Here is a 26,047-nt window from a genome sequence, read left to right on the forward strand (position 1 = left end):
CGTTAAGTGCCGTCGCGCCAATGGTACTGCGTCAAAAGACGTGGGAGAGTAGGTCACCGCCAGACCTGGAAAGAAACGGATATCTCTCGAAAACGATAAAAAGCACCGCAAAAACCGCGATGCAAAATGGCGCGGGATAGAGCAGCCCGGTAGCTCGTCAGGCTCATAACCTGAAGGTCGCAGGTTCAAATCCTGCTCCCGCAACCAAATCTCCTACACTCTCCACAACCTCCTGTTCGCAGGAGGCGTTCTGCTGTCCGGACACCAGTCCGCATTCAGGCTCAAGGACAGAATCCCCGCAACGCGAAGCAATGCGCCGGGCCAATTCCGCCGCCGCCAGAAACCACGCGGTGATGCCAGCAGCCCTTGAGCCATCCCTCCGATCCTCCCAATATCCAGATCGCAAGGCGGAGGATGGGCATGGCGGAATGGGGAACACGTGGCGACGCACTTTATGATGGTGGGTTCCTGCCCATGTTTGTCGGGGGCAGATGGATACCGGCGCTTTCGGGCGCGGTGATCGAGGCACGCAATCCCGCGAATGGCAGGCTTCTTGCCACCGTGCCACGCGCCGACGGGGCCGATATCGATCAGGCGGTCGCCGCGGCCCGACGCGCTTTCGAAGGGCCGTGGTCGCGCTGGACCCCGTTCGAGCGCCAGGCTCTGCTGCTGCGCATTGCCGAGCGCTTCGAGGCCGAATGGGAAAGCCTGTGCCTGTCGGATACCCTGGACATGGGCATGCCGATCACCCGCACGCTGGCCAACAGCCGGCGCGTCCTGGGGATGCTGCGCTTTTATGCCGGACAGGCGGTCGCGCTGCACGGCGCCACAATTCCGAACTCGTTCCCCGGAGAGATCCTGTCCCAGACGGTAAAGGAACCGATCGGCGTGGTTGGCGCGATCATCCCTTGGAATGCCCCCATTGCGGGTTCGGTCTGGAAGATTGCACCCGCGCTTGCGACCGGCTGCACGGTGGTTCTGAAACCCTCGGAGGAAGCCTCGCTGACCGTGCTGATGATCGCCCGCCTGATGGCCGAGGCCGGATTGCCCGATGGCGTGCTGAACATCGTCACCGGAACCGGGGCCGAGGCGGGCGCGGCGCTGGCCGCCCATCCGGGTGTCGACAAGATCGTCTTCACCGGATCGACCGCGACCGGGCAGGCCATCGCCCGCGCGGCGACTGGAAATCTCAAGCATGTCTCGCTGGAACTGGGGGGCAAGTCGCCGGTCATCGTCTGCCGGGATGCCGATCTCGACAAGGCGGTTCCGGTCGCCGCCATGTCGGTCTTTGCCAATTCGGGCCAGATCTGCATCGCGGGGTCGCGGCTGTTCGTCGCGCGCGAGATTCATGACGAATTCCTGACCCGCCTGGCGGCATTTGCAGGGGCATTGAAGATCGGCGATGGGGTGCTCCCCGAAACCGAGCTGGGGCCGATCATCTCGAACCGCCAGGCCGAGCGTGTCGAGCATTTCCTGGGTGTGGGCCGGGACGAAGGCGCGCGGCTGGTGACCGGGGGCGCCCGCTTGCAGGGTGAAGGCTATCACGGCGGGAATTTCATTGCCCCGACCGTCTTTGGCGATGTTACCGACGAGATGACCATTGCGCGTCAGGAAATCTTTGGGCCTGTCATCTCGGCCCTGCCCTTCGATGACCTGGAAGAGGTCGTGCGGCGCGCAAATGATACCCCCTATGGCTTGGCCGCGGGGATCTTCACCAACCATCTTGGCACGGCGCATAAGCTGGCGCGGCGGATCAAGGCGGGGACGGTCTGGGTCAACATGTATCACGCCATCGACCCCGCCGTTCCCTTTGGTGGAGTCCGAATGTCAGGCTATGGCCGCGAGGGCGGGATCGAACACATGCAGGAATACCTGGACACCAAGGCGATCTGGATCAACACCGACTAGCGGTCGTGCCGCGGCCAGGTGGTGATCGGGCCGCGCCATTCCTCATAGGCGCGCGCCACCCGCATCACGCCCAGATCGTCGAAGCGGTGGCCGACGATCTGCAGTCCGATCGGGATCCCGGTCGAGGTCATACCACAATGGATCGAGGCAGCCGGTTGCTCGCCCATGTTCCAGGCCACCGTGAAGGCGATATGCTCGAAGGGTCGCGCCGGATCGTTGGTGGGCGAGGGCCAGTCGGCCGGATAGCTTTGCATCGGGTTGACCGGGGACAGGATGAAATCCAGCCCGTGCAGCGCCTCGTTTGCGGCACGGCGCATGGCAAAAGTCTGGTCGAATCCTTCAGCCACCGCGACCGGAGAGGCGCTGGCCCCGACCTCGGCCCATTCGCGGATATAGGGCAGGATCTTCTCGCGCGCCTCGGTGGGCAGCTTCAGCATCTGGCCCCAAAAGCGCGCGCGCCACGCGATGTCCAGCCCATCCAGCATCTCGCGCGTCAGCACGCCCGGAATCGGGATGATGATTGCGCCATTCGCCTCGAACTGCCGCGCGGCGGCGGCGATGGCGGCGGCGACCTCGGGATGGACCGGCAAGCCGCAGCCGGCATCGACCATCAGGCCGATCCTCATGCCTCGGACATCGGTGGGACCGGCATCCCAGTCGATCTCTTCGGGTTTGACAGCGGTGGCGTCGCGCCAGTCGGGGCGGGTCACGGTCCGCATCAGCAGCGCCGCATCATCCACCGTGGGGGTCATCGGCCCCACCACGCGCCCGGTGTAATAGGGATCGATCGGCACGCGACCCAGCGACGGCTTCAGCCCGAACAGGCCCGTCCACCCCGCCGGAAGCCGGATCGAGCCACCGATATCGGTTCCCAGGTGCAGCGGTCCGTAACCCGCCGCGCCAGCCGCAGATGATCCCGAGGACGAGCCGCCGGGGTTCTGGCTCAGATCCCACGGGTTCCGGCTGAGATGGTGGAACGAGGACAGGCCCGAGGTCAGCATCCCGTAATCGGGGCAGGTGGTCTTGGCGAACATGATCGCCCCATCCTCGCGAAGGCGCGCGGCCGATGGCGCGTCTTCGGCAGCCGGACTGTGCGGCGTCGCCGCGGTGCCCAGGGGCACATGATCCCCCTCCGTCGCGATCAGTTCCTTGACCGTGACGGGCATTCCGTCCAGCGGGCCCAGCGGCACCCCCTGCGCATAGCGCCTCTCTGACGCCCGCGCTTCGGAGAGCGACCGTTCGGGACGGAACAGCCACAGCGCCTGCACCCAAGGCTCGGACGCCTCGACCCTCGCGATCAATGCCTGCATATATTCCACCGGCGACAACTCGCGCGATCTGAACGCGTTCAGGATCTGGCGCGCGCCAAGGTCCAGGATCTGGGACATGTGGGTATTCTTCCTGCTGGTTTTTGCCCATGAACGGCCAGCGCCGGGCGAAATGGAAGTCGCCATGTTGTGCACACGCTGCTACGCTTTCCGTTGCACTGGGGCGCGCCATGGATCTGAACAGCATTGCGACTTTCAACGAACTTGTCCGGTCCGGCTCGATCCGGCAGGCGGCCGAGGGGTTGAACACGTCGCCCACCGCCGTCGTCCGTCAGCTCGACAAGCTGGAACATGCGTTCGGGACCGCACTGGTCGAACGCTCACCCAGGGGGATCCGGTTGACTGCGGCGGGCGAAGTTCTGGCCGAACGGGCGCGGTTGGTGGCGCGCGAGATGACTGCGGCGCGACGTCAGATCGACGATCTGCGCGGGCTCAAGCGCGGTTCGGTCTCGCTGCACCTGCCGGGGGTCGCGGCAAGTTCGATGCTGGCACCCGCGCTGGCCGAATTTTCGGCGCTGCATCCTCATATCCAGATCGAGATCACGGTGACTTCGGCCGCCGCGGCCTTCGAGGCGGCGGCGACGGGCGTATCAGAGATTGCGGTCGCGATGTTCATGCCACCCGATCCGCGGGTCGAGGTGCTGTTGCGACTTCCCATGCGGCATGAGCCGGTCATGGCTTCGACCCATCCGCTTGCCGCCTGCGAAATGGTCACGCTTGAGGATCTGCTTCACCATCCCTTGACCCTGCCGGACCGGGCCTTTGGCGTGCGCCGCGCCTTTGATGCCCGCGTGCGCGCGGCCGGGCTGGACGCGCCCGAGATCGCATTCACCACCTCATCGCTGGAACTTCAGAAGGAATTGGCCTGCCGTGGGGCGGCGGTGATGATCCTGCCCCGCCAGACCGTCGCGCGCGAAATTCTGGCCGGTCTGCTGGTCCTGAGGCCCTTTTGCGCCCGCGACCGGATCGAGACCAACCTGGAACTGTGCCGCCCGCTGGGCCATCACCAAAGCGCCGCGGCCCGCCAGCTTTCCGACTTCCTTGTCGATCACCTGCGCCGCCTGAAGCGGGACTGAAAGGCGTGCCCGCGCACGCTTCTTGACAGAATTGCGACTCTGTGTGAGCATTTGCCCATCGAATTGGCAAATGCCGATCCGCAGGGAGGAAGATCAGAATGAGCATGATGATGCGCGGCCTGCTGGGGGCATGCGCCCTTTCGGCCCTTGCCGTGCCCGCCACGGCCGAGACCCTGACCATCGCCACCGTGAACAACGGTGACATGATCCGCATGCAGAAGATGATCAAGCCCTTCACCGACGCGAATCCCGACATCCAGCTGGAATGGGTCACGCTGGAGGAGAACGTCCTGCGCCAGCGCGTGACGACCGACATCGCCACCAAGGGCGGGCAATATGACATCGTCACCGTCGGCAATTACGAAGTGCCGATCTGGGCCAAGCAGGGCTGGCTGATGCCCTTGGACGACATGGGCGCGGATTATGACGCCGATGACATTCTGCCGCCGATCCGCGACGGGCTGTCGCAGGACGGCAAGCTTTACGCGGCGCCTTTCTACGGCGAATCCGCGATGATCATGTATCGCAAGGACTTGTTCGAGAAAGCCGGTCTGACCATGCCAGAGCGTCCGACATGGGATTTCGTCTTCGACGCTGCGCGCAAGATCACCGACAAGCCGAACGAGGTCTATGGCATCTGCCTGCGCGGCAAGGCCGGCTGGGGCGAGAACATGGCCTTCATCACCTCGATGGCGGCCAGCTATGGCGCGCCGTGGTTCGACATGCAGTGGAAGCCGCAATTCGGGTCGGAGGCGTGGAAGAAGGCGCTGACCGACTACGTCACCATCATGACCGAGGCCGGACCGCCCGGCGCGTCCTCGAACGGCTTCAACGAAAACCTCGCGCTGTTCCAGACCGGCAAATGCGGCATGTGGATGGATGCGACGGTCGCCGCCAGTTTCGTGTCGAACCCCAAGGAATCGACGGTGGCCGACAAGGTCGGCTATGCGCTGGCACCCGAGGGTGAAAAGCCCGCGATGTGGCTTTGGGCCTGGACGCTGGCGATCCCTTCCTCGACCGATGCGCCTGATGCGGCCAAGAAGTTCGTCGCCTGGGCGACTTCCAAGGTCTATACCGAACAGGTTGCGGCAGCCGAAGGCTGGGCCAACGTGCCCCCCGGCACCCGGACCTCGCTTTACGAGAACCCGGAATACCAGAAGGCCGCGCCCTTCGCCAAACCGACGCTGGACAGCATCATGTCGGCCGATCTGAAGAACCCGACCACGGTCCAGGTTCCCTATATCGGCACGCAATGGGTCGGGATCCCCGAGTTCCAGGCGCTTGGCACCGCGGTCGGCCAGCAGTTCTCGGCAGCACTTGCCGGGCAGGCCAGTGTCGAGCAGGCGCTGCAAATGGCCCAGCAGATTTCCGAGCGTGAAATGGCGAAGGCAGGCTACCCGAAATAGCCTCCCCGGCTAGGCGGGGGCGGCGACGCCCCCGCATCCCATTCCCCCGCGACAGGGAGGCGCGGTCATGGCGACGAGACACCAGAAAACCCTTGCGCGCTTCATGGTTGCGCCTTCGGTCCTGCTGCTGCTGGGCTGGATGATCGTGCCACTGGCGATGACGCTGTGGTTCAGCTTTCAAAGCTACAACCTGCTCTCGCCCGGCATGGAGCAGTTCATCGGCTTCACCAACTACAAGTATTTCCTGTCCGACCCAGCCTTCTGGACGGCGATGGCGAATACGCTGATGATCGTGGGCGGCGTCCTTGCGATCACCGTGATCGGTGGCGTGGTGCTGGCCCTGCTGCTGGACCAGCCGATCATGGGGCAGGGGATCGTGCGGATCCTGATGATCGCTCCCTTCTTCATCATGCCGACCGTGTCCGCGCTGGTGTGGAAGAACATGTTCATGAATCCGGTGAACGGGCTTTTCGCGTGGATGGCCAAGGCCGTAGGCGCGCAGCCGATCGACTTTTTCGCGCAATACCCGCTGATGTCGATCATCCTGATCGTCGCCTGGCAATGGCTGCCCTTCGCGACGCTGATCCTGCTGACCGCGCTGCAATCTCTGGACAGCGAGCAGATGGAGGCGGCCGAGATGGACGGCGCCGGCGCATGGTCCAAGTTCACCCATCTGGTCCTGCCGCATCTGTCCCGCGCGATCACCGTGGTCATCCTGATCGAGACGATCTTCCTGCTTTCGGTCTTTGCCGAGATCCTGGTCACCACCAATGGCGGGCCGGGCTATGCCTCGACCAACCTCACCTATCTCGTCTATTCGCAGGCGCTTCTGCAATACGACGTGGGCGGTGCATCCGCCGGCGGCATCATCGCCGTCATTCTGGCCAATATCGTCGCGATCTTCCTGATGCGGATGATCGGAAAGACGCTGGAGTAGCGCCATGACCCGCCGAGTTTCCGAACGCCGCCGCTGGTCCTTCACCATCCTCGCGTGGCTGGTGGCGCTGGTGATCTTCTTCCCGATCCTGTGGACCATCCTGACCAGCTTCAAGTCGGAGGCCGACGCCATCGCCAGTCCACCGAAGTTCCTGTTCTTCGACTGGACGACCGAGAATTATGCCGAGGTTCAGGCGCGCTCGCCCTATTTCCGGCACTTCACCAATTCGGTCATCATCTCGATCGGATCGACGCTTCTGGGCCTGCTGATCGCGATTCCGGCGGCATGGTCCATGGCCTTCCAGCCCGGCAAGCGGACCAAGGATCTGCTGATGTGGATGCTGTCGACCAAGATGATGCCGGCGGCGGGCGTGCTGATCCCGATGTATCTGCTGTTCCGCTCCTCGGGGCTGCTCGACACGCGCTTCGGGATCACCTTCGTCCTGATGCTGATCAACCTGCCGATCATCATCTGGATGCTCTACACCTATTTCCGCGAGATCCCGTCCGAGATCCTTGAAGCCGCGCGCATGGACGGGGCCAGCCTGAAGAACGAGATCGTTCACGTCCTGACGCCGATGGCGGTGCCCGGCATCGCCTCGACCATGCTGCTGAACGTGATCCTGGCCTGGAACGAGGCCTTCTGGACGCTGAACCTGACGACCAGCAAGGCGGCGCCGCTGACGACTTTCATCGCCAGCTATTCCAGCCCCGAAGGGCTTTTCTACGCGAAACTTTCGGCGGCGAGCACGATGGCCATCGCCCCGATCCTGATCCTTGGCTGGTTCAGCCAGAAGCAACTCGTGCGCGGCTTGACCTTCGGCGCGGTGAAATAGGGGGAGAATGATGGGTAGCATCACCTTGAAGCAGGTCCGCAAGGTCTTTGGCGAGGTCGAGGTCATCCCCGGCGCCGATCTCGAAATCAACGACGGCGAATTCGTCGTCTTTGTCGGCCCCTCGGGTTGCGGCAAATCCACGCTTCTGCGGCTGATCGCGGGGCTGGAGGACGTGACCTCGGGGCAGGTCCTGATCGACGGGCAGGACATGACGCAGGCGGCGCCGGTCCGACGCAAGCTGGCGATGGTGTTTCAGTCCTATGCGCTTTACCCGCATATGTCGGTCCGGAAGAACATCGCATTTCCCCTGAAGATGGCGGGAATGGCCGCGGACGAACAGGCGCGGCGCGTCGCCCATGCCGCGGGCATCCTGAACCTGACCGACTACCTCGACCGCAAACCGGGGCAGCTGTCGGGCGGGCAGCGACAGCGCGTCGCCATCGGCCGTGCCATCGTGCGCGAACCGGTCGCCTTCCTGTTCGACGAGCCGCTGTCGAACCTTGACGCTGCCCTGCGGGTGAACATGCGGGTCGAAATCTCCGAACTGCACAAGAAGCTGGCGACGACGATGATCTATGTCACGCATGACCAGGTCGAGGCGATGACGATGGCCGACAAGATCGTCGTCCTGCGGGCGGGACGGGTCGAGCAGGTGGGCAGCCCGCTGGAACTTTACCGCAGCCCCGCCAACCGTTTCGTGGCCGGTTTCATCGGCAGCCCGAACATGAACTTCCTTGAGGGCGAGGTGGCGGCCCGGCATGGCGCCCATGCCATCGGCGTGCGTCCCGAGCATTTCCAGATGTCCACATCCGAGGGGCTGCTGCCCGGCACCGTCGGCGTGGCCGAGCATCTGGGCTCGGACACCTTCCTGCATGTCGATCTGGACAGTGGCGAGCATGTCGTCGCCCGCGCCGCCGGAGAGTTCCCGATCAGCCACGGCGACCGCATCTGGCTGACGCCGGTCGATGGACGGATCTATCGTTTCGATCAACAGGGGCTCGCGCTATGAGACTTTCTGGCAAGTCCGCCATCATTACCGGGGCCGCGCGCGGCATCGGACGCGCCTTTGCCAAGGCCTATATCCGCGAGGGCGCGACGGTCGCCATCGCCGACATCAACGAAGCCGCGGTGCGCCAGACCGCCGCCGAAATCGGCGCGCATCCCGTCGTCATGGACGTGACCCGGCAGGACAGCATCGATGCGGGCGTGGCCGAGGCGGTGCGGCTGATGGGTGGCATCGACATCCTGATCAACAATGCCGCGTTGTTCGATCTGGCCCCGATCACCGGCATCACGCGGCAAAGCTATGACACGCTGTTCGCGATCAATGTCGGCGGCACGCTGTTCGTGATGCAGGCGGTCGCGCGGCACATGATCGACACCGGTCGCCGCGGCAAGATCATCAACATGGCCTCACAGGCCGGAAGGCGGGGCGAGGCGCTGGTCGGGGTCTATTGCGCGACCAAGGCCGCCGTCATCAGCCTGACCCAGTCGGCCGGGCTGAACCTGATCCAGCATGGCATCAATGTGAACGCCATCGCGCCGGGTGTCGTCGATGGCGAGCACTGGGACGGGGTGGATGCGAAATTTGCAGAATACGAAGGCAAGCCGCGCGGCCAGAAAAAGGCCGAGGTTGGTGCCGCTGTGCCCTTCGGCCGCATGGGCACTGCCGCGGACCTGACCGGCATGGCGATTTTCCTGGCCACGCCCGAGGCCGATTACATCGTCGCACAGACCTACAACGTCGATGGCGGGAACTGGATGAGCTGACATGACCAGATTGAACCAAGCCAACCTGTCCCGCCTTCCCGTCGCCGCGCCCGGCTATGACCGTGGCGCGCTGTCGGGGGGCATCGTCCATTTCGGGCTGGGGAATTTCCACCGCGCGCATCAGGCTGTTTACCTGGACCGGTTGATGAACCTGGGCAAGGGCCATGACTTCGCCATCGTCGGCGCGGGCGTCATGCCCTCGGACGCGAAGATGCGCGAGGTGCTGGCCGCGCAGGATTGGCTTTACACGGTGGTCGAGCAATCCGCCGAGGCGTCCGAGGCGCGGGTGATCGGCGCGATGATCGACCATCTGCCCGCCGCCGATGCAGTCGCCATCGTCGCGAAGCTGGCAGACCCGGCAATCCGAATCGCCAGCCTGACCATCACCGAGGGCGGCTATTTCATCGACGCCACAACCGGTCATTTCGATCCTGCCCATCCCGCGATTGCCGATGATGGCAGGAACCCCGACACACCGAAGACGGTCTTCGGCATGTTGGTCGCGGGCCTCAAGGCGCGCCGCGATGCGGGCGTTCCGCCTTTTACCGTCATGTGCTGCGACAACATCCCCCATAACGGCGTTGTCACGCGCGAGGCGGTGGTCGAGACTGCGCGCCTGTCCGACCCCGCTCTGGCCGAATGGATTGCCGCGAACGTGGCCTTTCCGAACGGCATGGTCGACCGCATCACACCCGCGACCAGCGACCGCGAGCGCCGCATGATCCGCGAGGATTTCGGAGTCGAGGACGACAGTCCGGTCTTTGCCGAGGATTTCATCCAATGGGTGCTTGAGGACAACTTCCCCCAAGGCCGCCCCGCGCTGGAAGAGGTCGGCGTCGAGTTCGTCGAGGACGTGACCCCGTGGGAACTGATGAAGATCAGGATTCTGAACGGCGGGCATGCAGTCATCGCTTATCCCTCGGGGCTGATGGACATCCATTTCGTGCATGAAGGAATGGAAAACCCGCTGGTTCGCGCATTTCTTGACAAGATCGAGGCCGAGGAGATCATTCCTGTCGTGCCGCCGGTTCCGGGCTCCGACCTGCATGGCTATTACCAGAAAGTCGCCGAACGCTGCGCCAATCCCAAGATCGGCGACACCATCCGCCGGCTTTGCCTTGACGGGTCGAACCGACAGCCGAAATTCATCATCCCGACCATCAAGGACCGGCTGGCTCGGGGACTGACGGTCGAGGGGCTGGCACTGGAATCGGCGCTGTGGTGTCGTTACTGCGCGGCCACGACCGACAGCGGCGCGGTGATCCAGCCGAACGATCCGAACTGGGACCGCCTGACCGCTGCCGCCCGGGCAGCCCGGACTGATCCCGGAGCGTGGCTTGGCATGGCCGAGATATATGGCGCGACGGGGCTGGACCCTCAGTTTGCCGAACCGTTCGCGCGCTGGCTGGGGATGCTGTGGCGCGAGGGTACGGCAGCGACCCTGACTGCCTATCTCAGGGGATGACAGGTGGCGGGCGCGGTGATCTTCGACTGCGACGGCGTCTTGGTCGATTCCGAGCCGCTGGCCGTGATCGAACTGGTCTCGATGCTGGATGCAATCGGCGCGCCGGTCGATGCGGCGCGGATCTATGACGAATTCCTTGGCCGCTCGGTCCAGACCATCATCGACACGGTGTCGCGCGATCACGGCATCGATATCCGCCCGGCCTTGCCCGGATACGGTGACGCCCTTGCCCGACGCTTTCGGGCCGAGCTGCGCGCCGTGCCCGGTATGGCCGAGGTGATCGGCGGTATCGTCGGTCCGCGCGCCGTCGCCTCGTCCAGCGCGCCGGAACGGTTGGCTTTGTCGCTGGGGCTGACCGGGCTGGCGCCATTGTTCGGCGCGCATGTCTATTCCGCCGCGCAGGTGACGAACGGCAAGCCCGCACCCGACCTGTTCCTGCTGGCGGCGCGAGGCCTTGGGGTGCCGCCCGGTGACTGCGTCGTGGTCGAGGACAGCCCCGCGGGCATCCTTGCCGCGCAGGCGGCGGGAATGCGGGTCATCGGCTTTCTGGGCGGCAGCCATGCTGCCCCGGCGCGGCTGCGGGACCGGCTTGCCGAATTGCGGCCCGACGCGCTGATTGAACATGCGCGCGATTTGCCCAACACTCTGGCTCGACTGGGCTAGGGGGATTTCGTGCTGATTGCTGCCGTTGATGTGGGCTCGGCGCGGGCGCGCGCGGGATTGTTCACGACCGATGGGCGCCTGGTCGCACGGGCCAGCCGCGGTTTTGCGACGCTTTCGCCTGAATCCGGCCAGGCCGGGTTCGATTTTGCCGAGATCTGGCAGGCCGTCGCCGATGCCCTTGCCGAGGCGCGGCGGATGGCGGGCGCAAGCCCCGCGCAGGTGCAGGCGCTGGCCTTTGATGCGACCTGCTCGCTTGTGGTCGACGCGCCGGGATTCGCCCCTGACGTGATCGCCTGGCATGATCACCGCGCCGTGGCCGAGGCCGAGGAACTGGGCCGCCTGCCGCATGAGGTGGTGGTCCGGGCCGGTGGCTCGGTCTCGCCCGAGATGCAGACGCCGAAGCTGATGTGGCTGGCCCGCAGGCGTCCCGATGCCTGGCGGATGCTTCGCGGGGTGCGCGACCTTTGCGACCACCTTGCGTTTCGCGCGACCGGAACGCCCGCCCGGTCGCTGTGCGCGACGGCGGCGAAATGGCCCTATCTGCCCGATCGCGGCGGCTGGGCCGAGGATCTTTTGGCGGCGCTGGGGATCGCGGGCTTCCCGCATGACGATCCGGTCCTGCCGCCGGGCGCGGCCATCGGCCCCCTGTCCCGGCAGGGCGCGGCCGAACTGGGTCTGGACCGCGAATGCGTGGTCGCGGCCGGGTTGATCGACGCCTTTGCCGGTGCACTGGGTGCGGCCCCCGACATGCCCGCGTTGATCGCGGGAACATCGAACTGCGTGATGGCGGGCGGGGTCGCGGCGGCACCGGCGCTTTGGGGGCCCTATCCCGGCGCGATTATGCCCGCCGAGGCGGTCAGCGAGGGCGGCCAATCCGCGACCGGCGCGCTTTTGGAATCGATCCGGCGGCAATATTCCCAGCCAACGACGCATGACGAGATCGTGGCCCGCATTGCCGCCGCGCCAGAGCCGGGGCAGGGGATGCATGTCCTGCCTGATTTCAAGGGCAATCGGGCGCCCTTTGCCGATCCCCTGATGCGCGGCGTCGTCCACGGCTTGTCGCTGGAGCGCGGGGTCGCGGCGATGGATGCGCTTTACTGGCGTGCCGCGGTGGGGATCGCGCTGGGCACGCGGCAGGTCATCGGGCATATGCGCCTTTGCCCGCCACGCATCGCGATGGCTGGCGGGCAGGCGCGCGCGCCGCTTCTTCGCCAGCTCTACGCCGATGCGACCGGGGCCGAGATCCATTGGCAACCCGAGGATGCGGTCCTTCGCGGCACCGCCATTGCCGCCGCCGCCCCGCAGGCGGGCGGGCTTGCCGTCGCGCGGGCGCGCTTTGCCCGCGACGTCGAGATCACGCGCCCCGACCCGCAGGCCAGACTGCGCCGCGAACGGGACTGGAGCGTCTTTCTGCGGATGCAGGAACAGCGCGAGGAAATCACCAAACTTACCGCAGGGGATTGAGCATGTATCTGGGCATCGATCTGGGCACCTCCGGCGTCAAGGCGACGCTGATCGACGACAACCAGCAGGCCTTGGGGTCCGAGACTGCGGGCCTGACCGTCAGCCGACCGCATCCGAACTGGTCCGAGCAGGATCCCGCGGACTGGATCCTTGCGACCCGGCATGCGGTGGGCGCGCTTGCCCGGTCCCATGACCTGTCATCCGTTGGTGGCATCGGGCTTTCCGGGCAGATGCATGGCGCAGTGGCGCTGGATGCGGCGGGCGCGGTCCTGCGCCCCGCGATCCTGTGGAACGATACCCGCTCTCATGCCGAGGCGGCAGAGCTGGACGCGAAGCCCGAGATGCGCCGCCTGTCGGGCAATATCGTCTTTCCGGGCTTTACCGCACCCAAGCTGGTCTGGATGGCGCGGCACGAGCCCGATCTGTTTGCCCGCGTGGCCTGCGTCCTGCTGCCCAAGGATTATCTGCGGCTGTGGCTGACGGGCGAGCGGGTCAGCGAAATGTCGGACGCCTCGGGGACAAGCTGGCTGGATGTGGCCGGGCGCGACTGGTCCGGGGCGCTGCTGTCGGCCAGCGGCATGAGCCGGGCACAGATGCCCGCGCTGGTCGAGGGGTCCGAGGTCTCGGGGGTGCTTCGCCGCGAACTGGCCGCGGAATGGGGCATCACCGGGTCGGTCGTCGTCGCGGGCGGCGCCGGGGACAATGCCGCGACCGCCATCGGCGCGGGTACCGTGGCCAAGGGGCAGGGCTTTGTCAGCCTTGGCACGTCAGGCGTGGTCTTCGCCGCCTCGGACCACTTCCTGCCAGCACCGGAAACGGCGGTCCATGCCTTTTGCCACGCGCTTCCGGGACGCTGGCACCAGATGGGGGTGATCCTGTCGGCCTCGGCTGCGCTGGAATGGCTGGCCGGCGTTCTGGACACCAGCCCGGCCGAACTGACTTCGGATCTGGGACCGCTTCAGCCTCCGGGCAGCGCGATGTTCCTGCCCTATCTCTCGGGCGAGCGCACGCCGCACAATGACGCGCTGGCCAAGGGGCTGCTGGCGGGGCTGACGCCGCTAACCGACCGCGCCGCGCTGACCCGGGCCGTGCTGGAGGGCGTGACCTTTGCCCTTGCGGACAACCTGACCGCCCTGCGCGCAGCGGGGGCGGAACTGGACGGGCTTCTGGCGCTTGGCGGGGGTGCGCGGTCGGATTACTGGCTGCGGCTGATCGCCTCGGTCCTTGACCTGCCGGTGATGCTGCCGGTCGGGGGCGATTATGGCGCGGCCTTTGGCGCGGCGCGGCTGGGGATGATGGCCGCGACCGGGGCAGGCAGCGACGAGATCTGCGCCATGCCCGCGATTGCTGCCGAGATCCGGCCCGATCCCGCGCTGGTGCCCGCCTTTGCCGAAAGCCATGCCCGTTTCCGCGCGCTTTACCCCGCCAGCCGGGCCTAGCCCTCGCGCATCAGGCGTTCTGCGGTGGCGGCATCCGTGATCAATCCGCTGATCAGTCCGCCTCGCAACGCGCCCAGCAGGGCTGGCAGCTTTTCGGGGCCAAAAGCCGCGCCGATCACCAGGGTCGTGTCGCGCGGGGGGATCGGGGCCGAGGCAACGCGGTCATTGGTCAGGCCCTGGATCACCCTGCCGTCGCGGTCATAGGCCCAGCCGGTGATCTCGCCCACTGCGCCCGCGGCGATCATGCGGTCAAGGTCGGGGCGCGTCATGAAGCCGTCCAGCATCAGCGCGGCGCTGTCATTCATGGTCCCGATGCCGACGAAGGCCACGGCGGCCTGTGACGACATCTCGATCACGCGCTGGATGCCGGGTTGCCGCATCATGGCGTGACGCTCCTCCTCGGTCGGGACAAGCACGGACAGCGGCAGGGGAAAGCTGCGCGCCGTGACCAGTTCCGAAAGCGAGAAGAGCACGTTGTAATAGGCTGTCGACCCATCTGTCGCGATATTGCCGGTCAGCGACACGATGCGATGCTGCGGGCAGTCGATATGCGGAAGCCGCGCCACGCCGGCGCGCAGCGTCCGTCCGGTGCCGATGGCCAGCGTCAGGGGGTCTTCGCGCCGCAGCCAGCGTTCCATCGTGTCGGCAAGGTGATGGGCGACGCCGGCCTCGGGTGCATCGGCGGGTGCGATTTCGCAGAATTGCAGTCCCCAGCGGGCGCGCAATTCGCGTGCAAGCTCCATGCAGTCGGCAAAAGGGTGGTCGATGCGGATCTTCACCAGCCCTTCGGCCATGGCCTGCGCCACAAGCCGCTGTGCGGTCTGGCGCGAGACGCCCATGATCCCCGCGATCTCGTCCTGGGTCCGGCCCGCGACATGGGCAAGCCATGCGGCGCGTGCGGCCTGTTCCAGCTTGCGGCCCTGATCGGACATCCGCCCCCCAATGCGTTCATCTGGATCCGGTCTAGTCCGGCCCGGCCCACCCTGTCCAGCAGCGCCGATCTGGACCTATAGATGAACTGATTTTGGATCTATTGCGTCCCCGCCGCCAGGCGTAGTCTCGGCCCGTCAATGAAGCCCCCCTCCTATCGTCAGAGGCCCAAAATGAACGACCTCAGCCCGGTCATCGCCGCCGACAAGGCCCATGTCTGGCACCACCTCAGCCAGCACAAGCAATACGAAACCATCGACCCGCGCGTCTTTGTCGAAGGCAAGGGGATGCGGCTTTGGGACGCCACCGGGCGCGAGTTCCTGGACGGGGTCTCGGGCGGGGTCTGGACCGTGAACGTGGGGTATGGCCGCGAAAGCATCGCAAATGCCGTGCGCGACCAGCTGCTGAAGCTGAACTATTACGCGGGAGCCGCCGGGACCGTCCCGGGCGCGATCTTTGCCCAGCAGCTGATCGAGAAGATGCCGGGCATGAGCCGCGTCTATTATTCGAACTCCGGCTCGGAGGCGAACGAGAAGGTCTACAAGATGGTGCGCCAGATCGCGGCGCGCCATTACGGCGGGAAGAAATGGAAGATCCTGTATCGCGACCGCGACTATCACGGCACGACCATCGGCACGCTTGCGACCTCGGGGCAGGACCAGCGGGCGATGCAATACGGTCCCTATCCCGATGGGTTCGTGCGCGTCCCGCATTGCCTTGAATACCGCAAGCAATGGGATGTCGAGAATTACGGCGAGCGTGCAGCGGATGCCATCGAAGAGGTGATCCTGCGCGAAGGCCCCGACACCATCGGTGCCATCGTGCTGGAACCCGTGACCGCAGGCGGTGGCGTCATCACCCCGCCCGAGGGGTATTGGCAGCGCGTGCAGGAAATCTGCCGCAAATATGACATCCTGCTGCATATCGACGAGGTCGTCTGCGGCGTCGGCCGCACCGGCCTGTGGTTCGGCTATCAGCAATACGGGATCGAACCGGATTTCGTGACCATGGCCAAGGGCGTCGCCTCGGGCTATGCGGCGATTTCCTGCACGGTCACGACCGAGCGCGTCTTCGACATGTTCAAGGACGATGCCAGCGATCCGATGGGCTATTTCCGCGACATCTCGACCTTCGGCGGCTGCACCTCGGGTCCGGCGGCCGCGATCGAGAACATGCGCATCATCGAGGAAGAGGGCCTTCTCGACAATTGCACTCGCATGGGCGCGCGGCTGGTGGGCAACCTGAACGCGCTGATGGAGCGGCACCGGATCATCGGCGACGTGCGCGGCAAGGGGTTGTTCTGCGGCGCGGAACTGGTCGCCGACCGCGCGACCAAGGAACCCGCGGACGAAAAGAAGGTCCAGGCTGTCGTGGCAGATTGCATGGCGCAAGGCGTCATCATCGGGGCGACCAACCGCTCGGTTCCGGGCTTCAACAACACGCTGTGCCTGTCGCCCGCGCTGATCTCGACCGAAAGCGACATCGATGCGCTGACGGATGCGATCGACGGGGCGCTGACCCGGGTCTTTGGTTAAGGCAGGATGGCGGCCGACAGCCATGGCCGCCATGCAAATCCCGCCCGAGACATTCCTGATCGACCGCAAGTCGGTCTTGCCGCTGCAAGTTCAATTGCGGCGGCAGATCGTCCTGGCCGTCCATGAGCGCCGTCTTCAACCCGGCGAGCGGATGCCGTCAAGCCGCGCGCTTGCGACCCATCTGGGGGTCGGGCGGATCACCGTCACGCAAGCCTATGGTGATCTGGTTGCGACTGATTACCTGAGCGCGCGGGGCAGGTCGGGCTATTTCGTCTCGGACCGGGTCGAGGATCTGGCCGACGACCCGGACCCCGCGCCGCCTCTTGCGCGTTTCGACTGGGCCGCGCGGCTGGATGGCCGCAACCTTGCCGCGCGACGAAAGGACCGCCCGACCGACTGGCGCAGCTATCCCTTTCCCTTTCTTTACGGGCAGACCGACGACCGGCTGATCGATCTTGCCGCCTGGCGTGAATGCGCGGTGCGTGCGCTGGGCCGTCGCGATTTCGGCGCGCTGTCCCATGACCAGTATGACGGCGACGACCCGGAACTGGTCGATTTCATCATCCGCCACCTTCTGCCCCGGCGTGGCATCAAGGCCCGGCCCGAGGAAGTGCTGCTGACCATGGGGGCGCAGAATGCGCTGTGGCTGATCTGCGCGATCCTGCTTGGTCGCGGCGAGACGCTGGCGATGGAGGAACCGGGCTATCCCGGCCTGCACGAGATATTGGCAACGCTGCGCGCCAATCTTGTGCCGGTGCCGATCGATCAGGACGGCCTGCCGCCCGAGGCCGTGCCCGAGGGTGTCTCGGTCGTCTTTACCTCGCCCAGCCACCAGTGCCCGACCAACCGCACCATGCCCCGCGCCCGGCGCGAGGCGCTGCTGGGGATGGCGGCCGCGCGCGGCTTCGTGGTGATCGAGGACGACTACGAGTTCGAGATCTCGTTTTCCGGGGCGACCTCACCCGCGCTGAAGGCGATGGATCGCAGCGGCGCGGTCATCTATATCGGCTCTTTCTCGAAATCGGTCTTTCCGGGGCTGCGGCTGGGCTACATCGTCGCCGATCCGGCCTTTGTCGCCGAAGCGCGGGCGCTGCGGGGCATGATGCTGCGCCATCCGCCCGGCCATGTGCAGCGGACCATGGCCTATTTCCTGTCGCTGGGCCATTACGACCGGCAGTTGAAGCGAATGCGCGAAGCCTATGCCGAACGCCGGCAGGTCACGGCGGCCGCGCTTGACCGGCACGGTCTGGACAAGGGGACGCCGGGTGGGCGCGGTGGATCCAGTTTCTGGCTGCGAGTGCCGACGGGGCTGGACAGCGACGTGCTGGCACGCACGCTGAAGCCGCAGGGTGTGCTGATCGAGCCGGGGCGGCCCTTTTTTCGCGGGGGCGAAGCGGGGGCCGCGTTCTATCGTCTGGCCTATTCCTCGATCGCGGCGCAAGAGATCGACGAAGGCATCGCCCGCATCGCCCGCACCTGCCGTACGCTTGCCGCGGACTAGGCCAGTCGCGCGAAAGCCTGCAGCACGACCCGTTCGGACTGCCCGAGATAGTCGTCCAGCATCGCCGCGGCGCCTGCGGGATCTCCGCCTTCAAGCCGGACAAGAATATCGGCGTTGCGGTCTATATAGGGTTCATGCAGCAGTTCGGGACTGTCGAGCAGTCCAAAGGCAAGGCGCAGCTCGGCGCTGACCTGCGCGAAAAAGCCCATCAGCCGCGGGCTGTCGGTCAGCGCGACGATGGCGGCGTGAAATTCCATGTTCGCGCTGCCGATGCCGCGCCAGTCGCCCAGTTCGCGCAAGTTCTGCGCGCGTTCGACCGCCGCCCGCATCCGCGCCACTGCCGCGTGGCGGTGCCAGGCCTGGGCCAGCGCCGGAACCTCTATCAGGCGGCGGACACGATAGATGTCCAGAATCGAGGCCATCGACGGTTCTGCCACAAAGACGCCGCGATTGGGTTCATGGCGCAAAAGCCCCTCGCGCGTGAGCAGCCGGAACACCTCGCGCAGGGTATTGCGTGAAATGTCGAGATCGCCGGCAAGCCGGGCCTCGGACAGGCGCTGGCCGGGGATCAGCACGCCTCCGGTGACATGATCGCGGATCCGCGTCGCGATTTCTTCGGTCAGGCTGGGACTGGGTGCTGATGACATTGATGATCCGTCCAGAGTGCCGTGCATCATGTCCGAGGGGCGGGGCGCAGACAAGCGGAAGCGGGCCGGTCTCTGCCGCCTTAGGGGCAGTCTGTGCGATTCATGCCTACAAATTGCGCATATTGCCCGGCGCATCGGTAATAACTGTTCAACAATCTATACGATGATGTCAGATAATTATTGACGAAACCGCCTGTCAAATTCACAGTCCCGTCATCCAAAAATCAGAATCCCTCCAGCAGGAGCATTTAGATGAGCGCATCCGCTCCCACCGCCGCCAATGCCAGCCTTCGCGGCGGGTTCCTGGCGGCGATCTTCCTGATGGCCACTTCGGCCATCGGCCCCGGCTTCATCACCCAGACCGCGACCTTTACTCAGAAACTGGGCGCGGCCTTTGCCTTTGCCATCCTCGCTTCGATCGTCATCGACTTCGTGGTGCAGTTGAACATCTGGCGCATCACCGCGCTGACCCGCCGCAATGCGTCCGAGACGGCCAATGCCGCGATTCCCGGCGCGGGCTATCTGCTGGCCATCCTGATCCTGATCGGCGGCCTCGCCTTCAATATCGGCAACATCGCCGGGGCGGGTCTGGGCATGAACGCGATGTTCGGCCTTGATCCCAAGATCGGCGGCGCGATCTCGGCGCTGCTGGCCATCGGGGTCTTCCTGTCGAAACGCGCAGGGCTTCTGCTGGACCGGTCGCTGATCGGGCTGGGCATCCTGATGATCGTGATGACGCTTGTTGTCGCCATCACCTCGAACCCGCCGGTGGGCGATGCGTTGCGCCAGACGATCCTGCCCGACGTGATCGACTTCCCGACCATCACCACCATCGTCGGCGGCACCGTGGGCGGCTACATCACCTATTCCGGCGCGCATCGGTTGCTGGACAAGGGCCTTGTGGGCGAGGAAAACCTTGCCGCCGTCACCCGTGCTTCGCTGACCGGGATCTTCGTCACCGGGGTGATGCGCTTCGTCCTGTTCCTGGCGATCCTGGGCGTCGTCGCCTCGGGCGTGACGCTGGATCTGTCCAGCCAGGCCGCGAACCCGGCCGCGCAGGCCTTTGCCGCCGCGCTTGGCGACATGGGGATGCGGATCTTCGGCGTGGTCCTGTGGGCCGCGGCCATCACCTCGGTCATCGGGGCGGCCTATACCTCGGTCAGCTTCCTGAACGTGTTCTCGACCCTGACCGAGCGTAGCCGCAACATCGCGACGGTGATCTTCATCGCGATCTCGCTGGCGGTCTATATGGCGATCGGCACCGCGCCCGCAGCGATCCTGGTTTTTGTCGGCGGTTTCAACGGGCTGATCCTGCCCATCGGCCTGTCGATCTTTACCTATGTCGGCTTCGCCCGGCCCGACCTGATGGGCGGACATGTCTATAACCGGGCGCTGCTGACGCTTTCGGCGATCGTCTGTGCCCTGACCTGGTATATGGGTTTCAAGTCGATCGGCCCGATCTTCGCCTTCCTGGGCGCATGACGAATTGCGGCGGCGACCCTGCGGTCGCCGCCCCTTGGAATTTCGGAGGATAACATGACCCACAAGATCGACCTGAACAGCGACCTCGGCGAAGGCTATGGCGCCTGGAGCATGGGCGACGATGCGGCGATGCTGGGCATCGTCAGTTCGGCCAACGTGGCCTGCGGCTTTCACGCGGGCGATCCGCTGACGATCCTGGCCACGCTGCGCGATGCCGCCGCCAAGGGGGTCGCCGTGGGGGCGCATGTATCCTATCCCGACCGCGTGGGTTTTGGCCGTCGCCCGATGGATGTGACCTCGGCTGAACTGACCGCGGACGTGATCTATCAGATCGGCGCGCTTCAGGGGCTGGCGGCCTCGGTCGGGACGCGGGTCAGCTATGTCAAACCGCATGGCGCGCTTTACAACACCATCGCGAACGATGCCCGCCAGGCCGACGCGGTGATCGCCGGGATCAAGGCGATCGATCCGGCGCTGGTGCTGATGGGGCTGGCGGGTGCCCCGATCCTGGAACGCGCCCGCGCCGCGGGACTGACCACCGTGGCCGAGGCATTCGGTGATCGCGCCTATACCCCTCAGGGGCAACTCGTCTCGCGCCGCGAAGCGGGTGCGGTGCTGCATGACCCGGAGCTGGTGGCCGCACGCATGGTTCGGCTTGCGCGTGAGGGCGTGATCGAGGCCATCGATGGCTCGACCCTGACGCTTCACGCCGACAGCATCTGCGTCCACGGCGACAGCGCCGGCGCCGTCGACATGGCCCGCCGCATCCGCGAGGAGCTGGTCCGGGCCGGTGTCGCGATCGCGTCCTTCACGGAGGGTCTGTGATGCTGCGTCCCGATCTTGCCGCTGCCGCCGCCGCGCGTCTTGAGTGCCGCAAGGGGCTGGTCGCCCCGACCGCTGGCATGGCGCCCGGCTTTACCCAATGCAACATGATCTCGCTGCCGCGCGACTGGGCCTGGGATTTCCTGCTTTACGGGCAGCGGAACCCCAAACCCTGTCCCGTCCTTGACGTGACCGACCCCGGCAGCCATCGCACTGCGCTGGCCCCAAATGCGGACCTGCGCACCGATCTGCCGCTTTACCGGGTCTGGCGGGACGGCGTCCTGGCCGAGGAACTGGCCGACGCGACCGAGGTCTGGGCCGAGCATTCCGATCTGGTAACCTTCCTGATCGGCTGTTCCTTCACCTTCGAGACCCCGCTGATGCAGGCCGGGATCGAGGTGCGTCACGTCGCGCAGGGCTGCAACGTGCCGATGTACCTGACCAATCGCGACTGCCGCCCGGCGGGACGTCTGCACGGCAAGATGGTCGTTTCGATGCGTCCGGTGCCAGCCGACCGCGTGGCCGAGGCCGCGACGATCACCGGTCGCTTCCCCGCCGTACATGGCGCGCCCGTCCATATCGGCTCGCCCGAAACCCTGGGGATTGCCGATCTTGCGCGCCCCGATTTCGGCGATCCCGTCCAGATCCGAGACGGCGAGGTGCCGGTCTTCTGGGCCTGCGGCGTGACCCCTCAGGCCGCCGTCATGGCCTCGAAACCGCCCTTCGCCATCACCCATGCGCCGGGTCACATGTTCATCACCGACGTGCCGGATACGCAGTGGCAGATATGAGCATGAAATTCCTGCCCGTCGGACCGCGCACTTTCCTGGTCGAGCTGGCCGATCTGGACCAGACGCTGGCCCTGTTCGACGCGCTGCTGGCCGATCCCATCGACGGCGTGGCCGAAATCGTGCCCGCGGCCCGCACCCTGATGATCCGCACCGCGCCGAGCTTTGCCGCCGATGCGAAGCTTGCCGCGCAGGTTCTGGCGCGCCAGCCCGCGCCCGGCACGCGGCGCGAGGAAGGCCCGGTCGAGACGGTCGAGATTCCCGTGACCTATTCGGGCGAGGACCTGGACGATGTTGCCCGCCATATGGGCCTGACCGTCCCCGAGGTCATCGCCGCCCATCAGGCGACCACATGGCAAGTGGCTTTCTGCGGCTTTGCGCCCGGCTTCGCCTATATGACCTGCGACGATCCGCGTTTCGACCTGCCGCGCCGACCCGCGCCGCGCACCCGCATCCCGGCGGGCTCGGTCGCACTGGCGGGGCGGTTCTGCGGCATCTATCCGCAGGAAACCCCCGGTGGCTGGCAGCTGATCGGCACGACCAAGGTGCCGATGTGGGATCTGTCCCGCGACCCGCCCGCGCTGCTGCGTCCGGGCGTGCGCGCCCGCTTTGTCGAGGGTGCGGCTGATATCCACCCTTCGGCCGCGATTCCTGCACCAGTCACCGAACCCGCCCTGACGATCCTGTCCTCGGCCTTTCCGATCGTCTTTCAGGACGAGGGGCGGCCCGGGCAGGGCGGGCAAGGGGTTTCGGCCTCGGGCGCGCTGGACATGGGCGCGCTGCGGCGTGCGAACCGTGCTGTCGGCAACCCCTCGGGAACACCCGCTCTTGAGATCACGCTTGGCCCCGTTCGCTTGCGCGCCGACCAGCCGGTGACGCTGGCGCTGACCGGCGCGGCCACTGCCAGCGTCGCGGGGCTTGCACAACCCGCAGGCGTGGCCTTTGCCCTGGACTCCGGGGACGAGGTTACCATCCTGCCGCCCGAAGCCGGGATGCGCAGCTATCTGGCACTGCGCGGCGGTTTCGATGTCGCCCCGGTGCTGGGTTCGGCCGCGACCGATACGCTGGCCTTTGTCGGCCCCGACGCATTGAAACCGGGCGCAGCACTGGCCTGCGCGCAAAGTCCGGCCACCGCGGTGGCCGTGCCGCAGGACCAGCCTTCGCTGCCCAAGGCGGGCGATCTGGTCGAATTGCCGGTGACGCTTGGCCCCCGCGCGGATTGGTTCACGCCCGCGATGATCGCCCATTTCCTGACGCAGGAATGGATGGTCACCCCGCAAAGCTCGCGCGTTGGTATCCGGCTTGAGGGCGCACAGCCGATGACGCGCGAGGACGCGTTGGAGCTACCCTCGGAGGGCACCGAAACCGGCGCGATCCAGATACCCCATTCCGGTCAACCGGTCCTGTTCCTTGCCGACCACCCGCTGACCGGCGGCTATCCGGTGATCGCGACGTTGCTGCCGCAGGCGCTGGACCTTGCCGGCCAGATACCGCCCGGCGCGCGCATCCGCTTTACCGCCGCCCAAGATTTTGCCCTGATTACTCCTGCGAGGTCCGCATGACCCTTTTCGCCCCCGCCGATGCCGCCGAACAGCCGATCCGCCGCCTGCTGATCGCCAATCGCGGCGAAATCGCCGTCCGCATTATCCGCGCCTGCCGTGACGAAGGGATCGAGTCCATCGCCGTCTTCGCCGACAGCGACCGCGACGCGCTTTTTGTCCGCATGGCCGATCAGGCCCATGCGCTGGGGGGCGACCGGCCCGCCGACAGCTATCTGAACGCCGAAAAGATCATTGCCATTGCCCGCGAAGCTGGGGCGGACGCGGTCCATCCGGGCTACGGCTTCCTGTCCGAGCGCGCGGATTTCGCGCAGGCTGTTCAGGATGCCGGGTTGATCTGGGTCGGCCCCGATCCCCGTGTGATCGAGGCGCTTGGCGACAAGATCGAGGCGCGGCGCATCGCCGAGGCCGTGGGTGCGCCCCTTGTCGCGGGAACGCCCGGGCCCGTCGAGACCCCGGCCGATGCGTTGGCCTTTGCCAAGGCGCATGGCCTGCCCATCGCGATCAAGGCCGCTTTCGGCGGCGGCGGGCGCGGCCTGAAGGTCGCATGGCGGCTGGAAGAGGTCGAAGAACTTTTCGACAGCGCCACGCGCGAGGCGCTGACCGCCTTTGGCCGCGGCGAATGCTATGTCGAGCAATTCCTGGATCGCCCCCGCCATATCGAGGCGCAGGTGCTGGCCGACAAGCATGGCACCGTCAAGGTCATCGGCACCCGGGACTGCTCGCTTCAGCGCCGCAACCAGAAGCTGGTCGAGGAAGCCCCGGCTCCCTTCCTGTCCGACGAACAGCGCACCCGCATCCATGACGCTGCGCGCGCGATCTGCGCCCATGCCGGCTATTCCGGCGCGGGCACGGTCGAGTTCCTGTTGTCGGCGAACGGCACGATTTCCTTCCTTGAGGTCAATACGCGCCTGCAGGTCGAGCATCCCGTGACCGAGGAAACCACCGGCATCGATCTTGTGCGCGGCATGATTCGGGTCGCGCAAGGCGCCCGTCTGGCGGATGAAACGGTTCCAGCGCCCCGCGGCCATTCGATCGAGTTCCGCATCAATGCGGAAGATCCGGCCCGCGGGTTCCTGCCCACGCCGGGGCCGATTGAGGTCTTCGATGCGCCCTCGGGGCCGGGTGTCCGGGTCGACAGCGGCGTTGCCAGCGGCTCGGTCGTGCCGGGCAGCTTCGATTCCATGATGGCCAAGCTGATCGTGACCGGTGCGACCCGTGCCGAGGCGCTGGCCCGCGCGGCCCGCGCGCTGCGCGAGTTCCGTATCGAAGGCGTGGCCTCGGTCCTGCCATTCGACGCGCTGGTGCTGGAGCAGCCCGATTTCCGGGCCGAGGATGGCGAATTCCGCGTCCATACCCGCTGGATCGAGACCGACTTCGCCGAGACGCTGGCGGCCGCGATGGAACCTCATGCCCGGGTGACACCGGCCGCGCCCGCGAAGATGCTGCGCCTTGCGGTCGAGATCGACGGCAAGCGGCATGAACTGGGCCTGCCCGCGAACCTGCTTGCCGCACTGCCCACGGGCGGCGGATCCCTGGTCGATGACAGCACGCCCGAGGCCGACGACGCCACCGTCACCGCGCCCGTGGCTGGGACGCTGACCCTGTGGCAGGCCGAGGAAGGGGCCGAGGTCGAGGCCGGTCAGGTCATCGCGGTCATCGAAGCGATGAAGATGGAGACCCGGATCGAAGCTCATCGCGCGGGCAAGCTGTCGCGGCTGGTCGAGGCGGGTGCGACGCTGGGCTTTGGCGCGGCCGTCGCCAGGATCGCCTAGCCCGAGATAGCATAGGCCTCGCGCATGGCGCCATTCGTCGACGGGATCTGGCGCTTGCCGATCCAGCCGACATGGCGCGCCAGCGTGGCGCAGGCCTGCGTCACGTTGCCCCGGCGCAGGGCGGCAAGGATGGTCCGGTGATCGTGGTCCGTCTTTGCCTCCCAGTCCGAGCGCCAGGCGGCGAACAGGAAGCGGGCCGAGGCCGTGTGCAGGTCGTCAATCGAGGACAGCAGCCGCGGCATTTCGGACGGGGCCAGCAGCATCCGGTGAAAGCCGCGGTTCGCCGCCTCCCATTCGCGGACGCTGGCCGCATTGTCGACCCTGACGGCGGCATCCGTGGCGCGGTCAAGCAGCGTAGGCGTCAGGCGCGGGGCGGCGTGGCGCAGGGCAAGCGCCTCAAGCGCGGATCGCATCTCGGCGACTTCGCGCAGCTCGTCGATGGAAAAGGTGGTGACGCGCATTCCGCGCCGTGGTTCGCTGATCGCCAGCCCCTGCGCCTCAAGCCGCAGCAGGGCTTCGCGCACCGGGACATGGCTTGCGCCGAATTCTGCGGCAATATGATCCTGGCGCAGCTTCTCTCCGGGGGAAAGCTGGCCCTGGATGATCCGGTCGGCGAGGACGCGGGCGATGCGGGAGGTCAGGGTTTCGTCAGCCATGGATCATAGATAATTTCGATCGTCGGCGGCGTCGAGGGGGCGATTTGACATCCCGGCATCT

The 26,047-nt window shown here is 66.2% G+C and carries 22 protein-coding genes and 1 tRNA gene; 19 read left to right on the plus strand and 4 right to left on the minus strand.

Features of this window, described 5'->3' with window-relative positions; all coding sequences use genetic code 11:
• Window positions 1-130: 130 nt before the first annotated feature.
• Both ACO2Q4_RS00005 and ACO2Q4_RS00010 read left to right on the plus strand, forming a co-directional pair.
• Window positions 131-207, plus strand: a tRNA-Met gene (locus ACO2Q4_RS00005).
• Between the two features lie 213 nt (window positions 208-420).
• On the plus strand, window positions 421-1,908 hold the full coding sequence (locus ACO2Q4_RS00010) for an aldehyde dehydrogenase family protein (RefSeq protein ID WP_423316422.1): 1,488 nt from the start codon (window positions 421-423) through the stop codon (window positions 1,906-1,908).
• On the opposite strand, the gene ACO2Q4_RS00015 is transcribed toward ACO2Q4_RS00010, so the two are convergent.
• Window positions 1,905-3,296, minus strand: coding sequence for an amidase (locus tag ACO2Q4_RS00015; RefSeq protein WP_423316424.1), 1,392 nt, complete (start codon window positions 3,294-3,296; stop codon window positions 1,905-1,907). The two genes, ACO2Q4_RS00010 and ACO2Q4_RS00015, sit on opposite strands and share 4 nt — an antisense overlap.
• 110 nt (window positions 3,297-3,406) lie before the next feature.
• Here ACO2Q4_RS00015 and ACO2Q4_RS00020 point away from each other — a divergent pair, with 110 nt between their 5' ends.
• From ACO2Q4_RS00020 to xylB, 10 genes are all read left to right on the plus strand, one after another.
• Complete coding sequence (locus ACO2Q4_RS00020) at window positions 3,407-4,312, plus strand: LysR family transcriptional regulator (protein ID WP_311761421.1); 906 nt, start codon at window positions 3,407-3,409, stop codon at window positions 4,310-4,312.
• A 98-nt stretch (window positions 4,313-4,410) separates the two neighbouring features.
• Complete coding sequence (locus ACO2Q4_RS00025; RefSeq protein ID WP_423316426.1) at window positions 4,411-5,718, plus strand: ABC transporter substrate-binding protein; 1,308 nt, start codon at window positions 4,411-4,413, stop codon at window positions 5,716-5,718.
• A 67-nt stretch (window positions 5,719-5,785) separates the two neighbouring features.
• Window positions 5,786-6,655: a carbohydrate ABC transporter permease gene (locus tag ACO2Q4_RS00030; RefSeq protein ID WP_311761423.1), complete on the plus strand. Its 870-nt coding sequence runs from the start codon at window positions 5,786-5,788 to the stop codon at window positions 6,653-6,655.
• Between the two features lie 4 nt (window positions 6,656-6,659).
• A complete protein-coding gene (locus tag ACO2Q4_RS00035; RefSeq protein ID WP_311761424.1) occupies window positions 6,660-7,490 on the plus strand; it encodes a carbohydrate ABC transporter permease in 831 nt (276 codons plus the stop codon).
• A 10-nt stretch (window positions 7,491-7,500) separates the two neighbouring features.
• Window positions 7,501-8,499: an ABC transporter ATP-binding protein gene (locus ACO2Q4_RS00040; protein WP_311761425.1), complete on the plus strand. Its 999-nt coding sequence runs from the start codon at window positions 7,501-7,503 to the stop codon at window positions 8,497-8,499.
• Window positions 8,496-9,260, plus strand: coding sequence for an L-iditol 2-dehydrogenase (locus tag ACO2Q4_RS00045; protein WP_423316429.1), 765 nt, complete (start codon window positions 8,496-8,498; stop codon window positions 9,258-9,260). The genes ACO2Q4_RS00040 and ACO2Q4_RS00045 overlap by 4 nt, the downstream gene beginning before the upstream one ends.
• Before the next feature lies 1 nt (window position 9,261).
• Complete coding sequence (locus tag ACO2Q4_RS00050) at window positions 9,262-10,725, plus strand: mannitol dehydrogenase family protein (protein ID WP_423316431.1); 1,464 nt, start codon at window positions 9,262-9,264, stop codon at window positions 10,723-10,725.
• Between the two features lie 3 nt (window positions 10,726-10,728).
• Window positions 10,729-11,388, plus strand: a complete 660-nt coding sequence (locus ACO2Q4_RS00055; RefSeq protein WP_423316433.1) for an HAD family hydrolase — start codon at window positions 10,729-10,731, stop codon at window positions 11,386-11,388.
• Between the two features lie 9 nt (window positions 11,389-11,397).
• Window positions 11,398-12,852: an FGGY-family carbohydrate kinase gene (locus tag ACO2Q4_RS00060; RefSeq protein WP_423316435.1), complete on the plus strand. Its 1,455-nt coding sequence runs from the start codon at window positions 11,398-11,400 to the stop codon at window positions 12,850-12,852.
• A gap of 2 nt (window positions 12,853-12,854) precedes the next feature.
• The gene (gene xylB / locus ACO2Q4_RS00065) at window positions 12,855-14,291 is read left to right on the plus strand and encodes a xylulokinase (protein ID WP_423316437.1); all 1,437 of its coding nucleotides are present in this window, start codon (window positions 12,855-12,857) and stop codon (window positions 14,289-14,291) included.
• On the opposite strand, the gene ACO2Q4_RS00070 is transcribed toward xylB, so the two are convergent.
• Complete coding sequence (locus ACO2Q4_RS00070) at window positions 14,288-15,223, minus strand: sugar-binding transcriptional regulator (RefSeq protein ID WP_311761431.1); 936 nt, start codon at window positions 15,221-15,223, stop codon at window positions 14,288-14,290. The genes xylB and ACO2Q4_RS00070 overlap by 4 nt on opposite strands.
• A 171-nt stretch (window positions 15,224-15,394) precedes the next feature.
• On the opposite strand from ACO2Q4_RS00070, the gene tpa reads away from it, so the two are divergent.
• Together tpa and ACO2Q4_RS00080 are read left to right on the plus strand one after the other, a co-directional pair.
• On the plus strand, window positions 15,395-16,756 hold the full coding sequence (gene tpa / locus ACO2Q4_RS00075; RefSeq protein WP_423316439.1) for a hypotaurine--pyruvate aminotransferase Tpa: 1,362 nt from the start codon (window positions 15,395-15,397) through the stop codon (window positions 16,754-16,756).
• A 22-nt stretch (window positions 16,757-16,778) separates the two neighbouring features.
• The gene (locus tag ACO2Q4_RS00080) at window positions 16,779-18,257 is read left to right on the plus strand and encodes a PLP-dependent aminotransferase family protein (protein WP_423316440.1); all 1,479 of its coding nucleotides are present in this window, start codon (window positions 16,779-16,781) and stop codon (window positions 18,255-18,257) included.
• Here ACO2Q4_RS00080 and ACO2Q4_RS00085 read toward each other — a convergent pair.
• Window positions 18,254-18,904: a GntR family transcriptional regulator gene (locus tag ACO2Q4_RS00085; RefSeq protein WP_311761434.1), complete on the minus strand. Its 651-nt coding sequence runs from the start codon at window positions 18,902-18,904 to the stop codon at window positions 18,254-18,256. The genes ACO2Q4_RS00080 and ACO2Q4_RS00085 overlap by 4 nt on opposite strands.
• 252 nt (window positions 18,905-19,156) lie before the next feature.
• Between ACO2Q4_RS00085 and ACO2Q4_RS00090 the strand changes: the two genes are divergently transcribed.
• The 5 genes from ACO2Q4_RS00090 to ACO2Q4_RS00110 are packed head-to-tail and all read left to right on the plus strand — an operon-like array spanning window position 19,157 to window position 25,330.
• Complete coding sequence (locus tag ACO2Q4_RS00090) at window positions 19,157-20,386, plus strand: NRAMP family divalent metal transporter (RefSeq protein WP_311761435.1); 1,230 nt, start codon at window positions 19,157-19,159, stop codon at window positions 20,384-20,386.
• A gap of 54 nt (window positions 20,387-20,440) precedes the next feature.
• Window positions 20,441-21,211 (plus strand): LamB/YcsF family protein, encoded by a 771-nt coding sequence (locus tag ACO2Q4_RS00095; RefSeq protein ID WP_311761436.1) that lies wholly within the window; start codon window positions 20,441-20,443, stop codon window positions 21,209-21,211.
• Entirely contained in the window at window positions 21,208-21,999 is a 792-nt protein-coding gene (locus ACO2Q4_RS00100; protein WP_395134659.1) for a putative hydro-lyase, read from the plus strand. Before ACO2Q4_RS00095 ends, ACO2Q4_RS00100 begins: the two co-directional genes overlap by 4 nt.
• Window positions 22,000-22,001: 2 nt before the next feature.
• Window positions 22,002-23,558 (plus strand): carboxyltransferase domain-containing protein, encoded by a 1,557-nt coding sequence (locus ACO2Q4_RS00105; protein WP_423316443.1) that lies wholly within the window; start codon window positions 22,002-22,004, stop codon window positions 23,556-23,558.
• Window positions 23,555-25,330, plus strand: a complete 1,776-nt coding sequence (locus ACO2Q4_RS00110) for an acetyl/propionyl/methylcrotonyl-CoA carboxylase subunit alpha (protein ID WP_423316445.1) — start codon at window positions 23,555-23,557, stop codon at window positions 25,328-25,330. Before ACO2Q4_RS00105 ends, ACO2Q4_RS00110 begins: the two co-directional genes overlap by 4 nt.
• On the opposite strand, the gene ACO2Q4_RS00115 is transcribed toward ACO2Q4_RS00110, so the two are convergent.
• Window positions 25,327-25,986 (minus strand): GntR family transcriptional regulator, encoded by a 660-nt coding sequence (locus ACO2Q4_RS00115; protein ID WP_311761440.1) that lies wholly within the window; start codon window positions 25,984-25,986, stop codon window positions 25,327-25,329. The two genes, ACO2Q4_RS00110 and ACO2Q4_RS00115, sit on opposite strands and share 4 nt — an antisense overlap.
• Window positions 25,987-26,047: the final 61 nt, after the last annotated feature.

The organism is Paracoccus sp. KR1-242 (assembly GCF_049446195.1).
Classification (GTDB): Bacteria; Pseudomonadota; Alphaproteobacteria; order Rhodobacterales; family Rhodobacteraceae; genus Paracoccus; species Paracoccus broussonetiae.

Bases quoted from the DNA above. Each gene is read 5' to 3' on its own strand.
- ACO2Q4_RS00010 (WP_423316422.1), top strand. From the start codon at position 421: ATGGCGGAATGGGGAACACGTGGCGACGCACTTTATGATGGTGGGTTC.
- ACO2Q4_RS00015 (WP_423316424.1), bottom strand. From the start codon at position 3,296: ATGTCCCAGATCCTGGACCTTGGCGCGCGCCAGATCCTGAACGCGTTC.
- ACO2Q4_RS00020 (WP_311761421.1), top strand. From the start codon at position 3,407: ATGGATCTGAACAGCATTGCGACTTTCAACGAACTTGTCCGGTCCGGC.
- ACO2Q4_RS00025 (WP_423316426.1), top strand. From the start codon at position 4,411: ATGAGCATGATGATGCGCGGCCTGCTGGGGGCATGCGCCCTTTCGGCC.
- ACO2Q4_RS00030 (WP_311761423.1), top strand. From the start codon at position 5,786: ATGGCGACGAGACACCAGAAAACCCTTGCGCGCTTCATGGTTGCGCCT.
- ACO2Q4_RS00035 (WP_311761424.1), top strand. From the start codon at position 6,660: ATGACCCGCCGAGTTTCCGAACGCCGCCGCTGGTCCTTCACCATCCTC.
- ACO2Q4_RS00040 (WP_311761425.1), top strand. From the start codon at position 7,501: ATGGGTAGCATCACCTTGAAGCAGGTCCGCAAGGTCTTTGGCGAGGTC.
- ACO2Q4_RS00045 (WP_423316429.1), top strand. From the start codon at position 8,496: ATGAGACTTTCTGGCAAGTCCGCCATCATTACCGGGGCCGCGCGCGGC.
- ACO2Q4_RS00050 (WP_423316431.1), top strand. From the start codon at position 9,262: ATGACCAGATTGAACCAAGCCAACCTGTCCCGCCTTCCCGTCGCCGCG.
- xylB (WP_423316437.1), top strand. From the start codon at position 12,855: ATGTATCTGGGCATCGATCTGGGCACCTCCGGCGTCAAGGCGACGCTG.
- ACO2Q4_RS00070 (WP_311761431.1), bottom strand. From the start codon at position 15,223: ATGTCCGATCAGGGCCGCAAGCTGGAACAGGCCGCACGCGCCGCATGG.
- tpa (WP_423316439.1), top strand. From the start codon at position 15,395: ATGAACGACCTCAGCCCGGTCATCGCCGCCGACAAGGCCCATGTCTGG.
- ACO2Q4_RS00080 (WP_423316440.1), top strand. From the start codon at position 16,779: ATGGCCGCCATGCAAATCCCGCCCGAGACATTCCTGATCGACCGCAAG.
- ACO2Q4_RS00085 (WP_311761434.1), bottom strand. From the start codon at position 18,904: ATGTCATCAGCACCCAGTCCCAGCCTGACCGAAGAAATCGCGACGCGG.
- ACO2Q4_RS00090 (WP_311761435.1), top strand. From the start codon at position 19,157: ATGAGCGCATCCGCTCCCACCGCCGCCAATGCCAGCCTTCGCGGCGGG.
- ACO2Q4_RS00095 (WP_311761436.1), top strand. From the start codon at position 20,441: ATGACCCACAAGATCGACCTGAACAGCGACCTCGGCGAAGGCTATGGC.
- ACO2Q4_RS00105 (WP_423316443.1), top strand. From the start codon at position 22,002: ATGAAATTCCTGCCCGTCGGACCGCGCACTTTCCTGGTCGAGCTGGCC.
- ACO2Q4_RS00110 (WP_423316445.1), top strand. From the start codon at position 23,555: ATGACCCTTTTCGCCCCCGCCGATGCCGCCGAACAGCCGATCCGCCGC.
- ACO2Q4_RS00115 (WP_311761440.1), bottom strand. From the start codon at position 25,986: ATGGCTGACGAAACCCTGACCTCCCGCATCGCCCGCGTCCTCGCCGAC.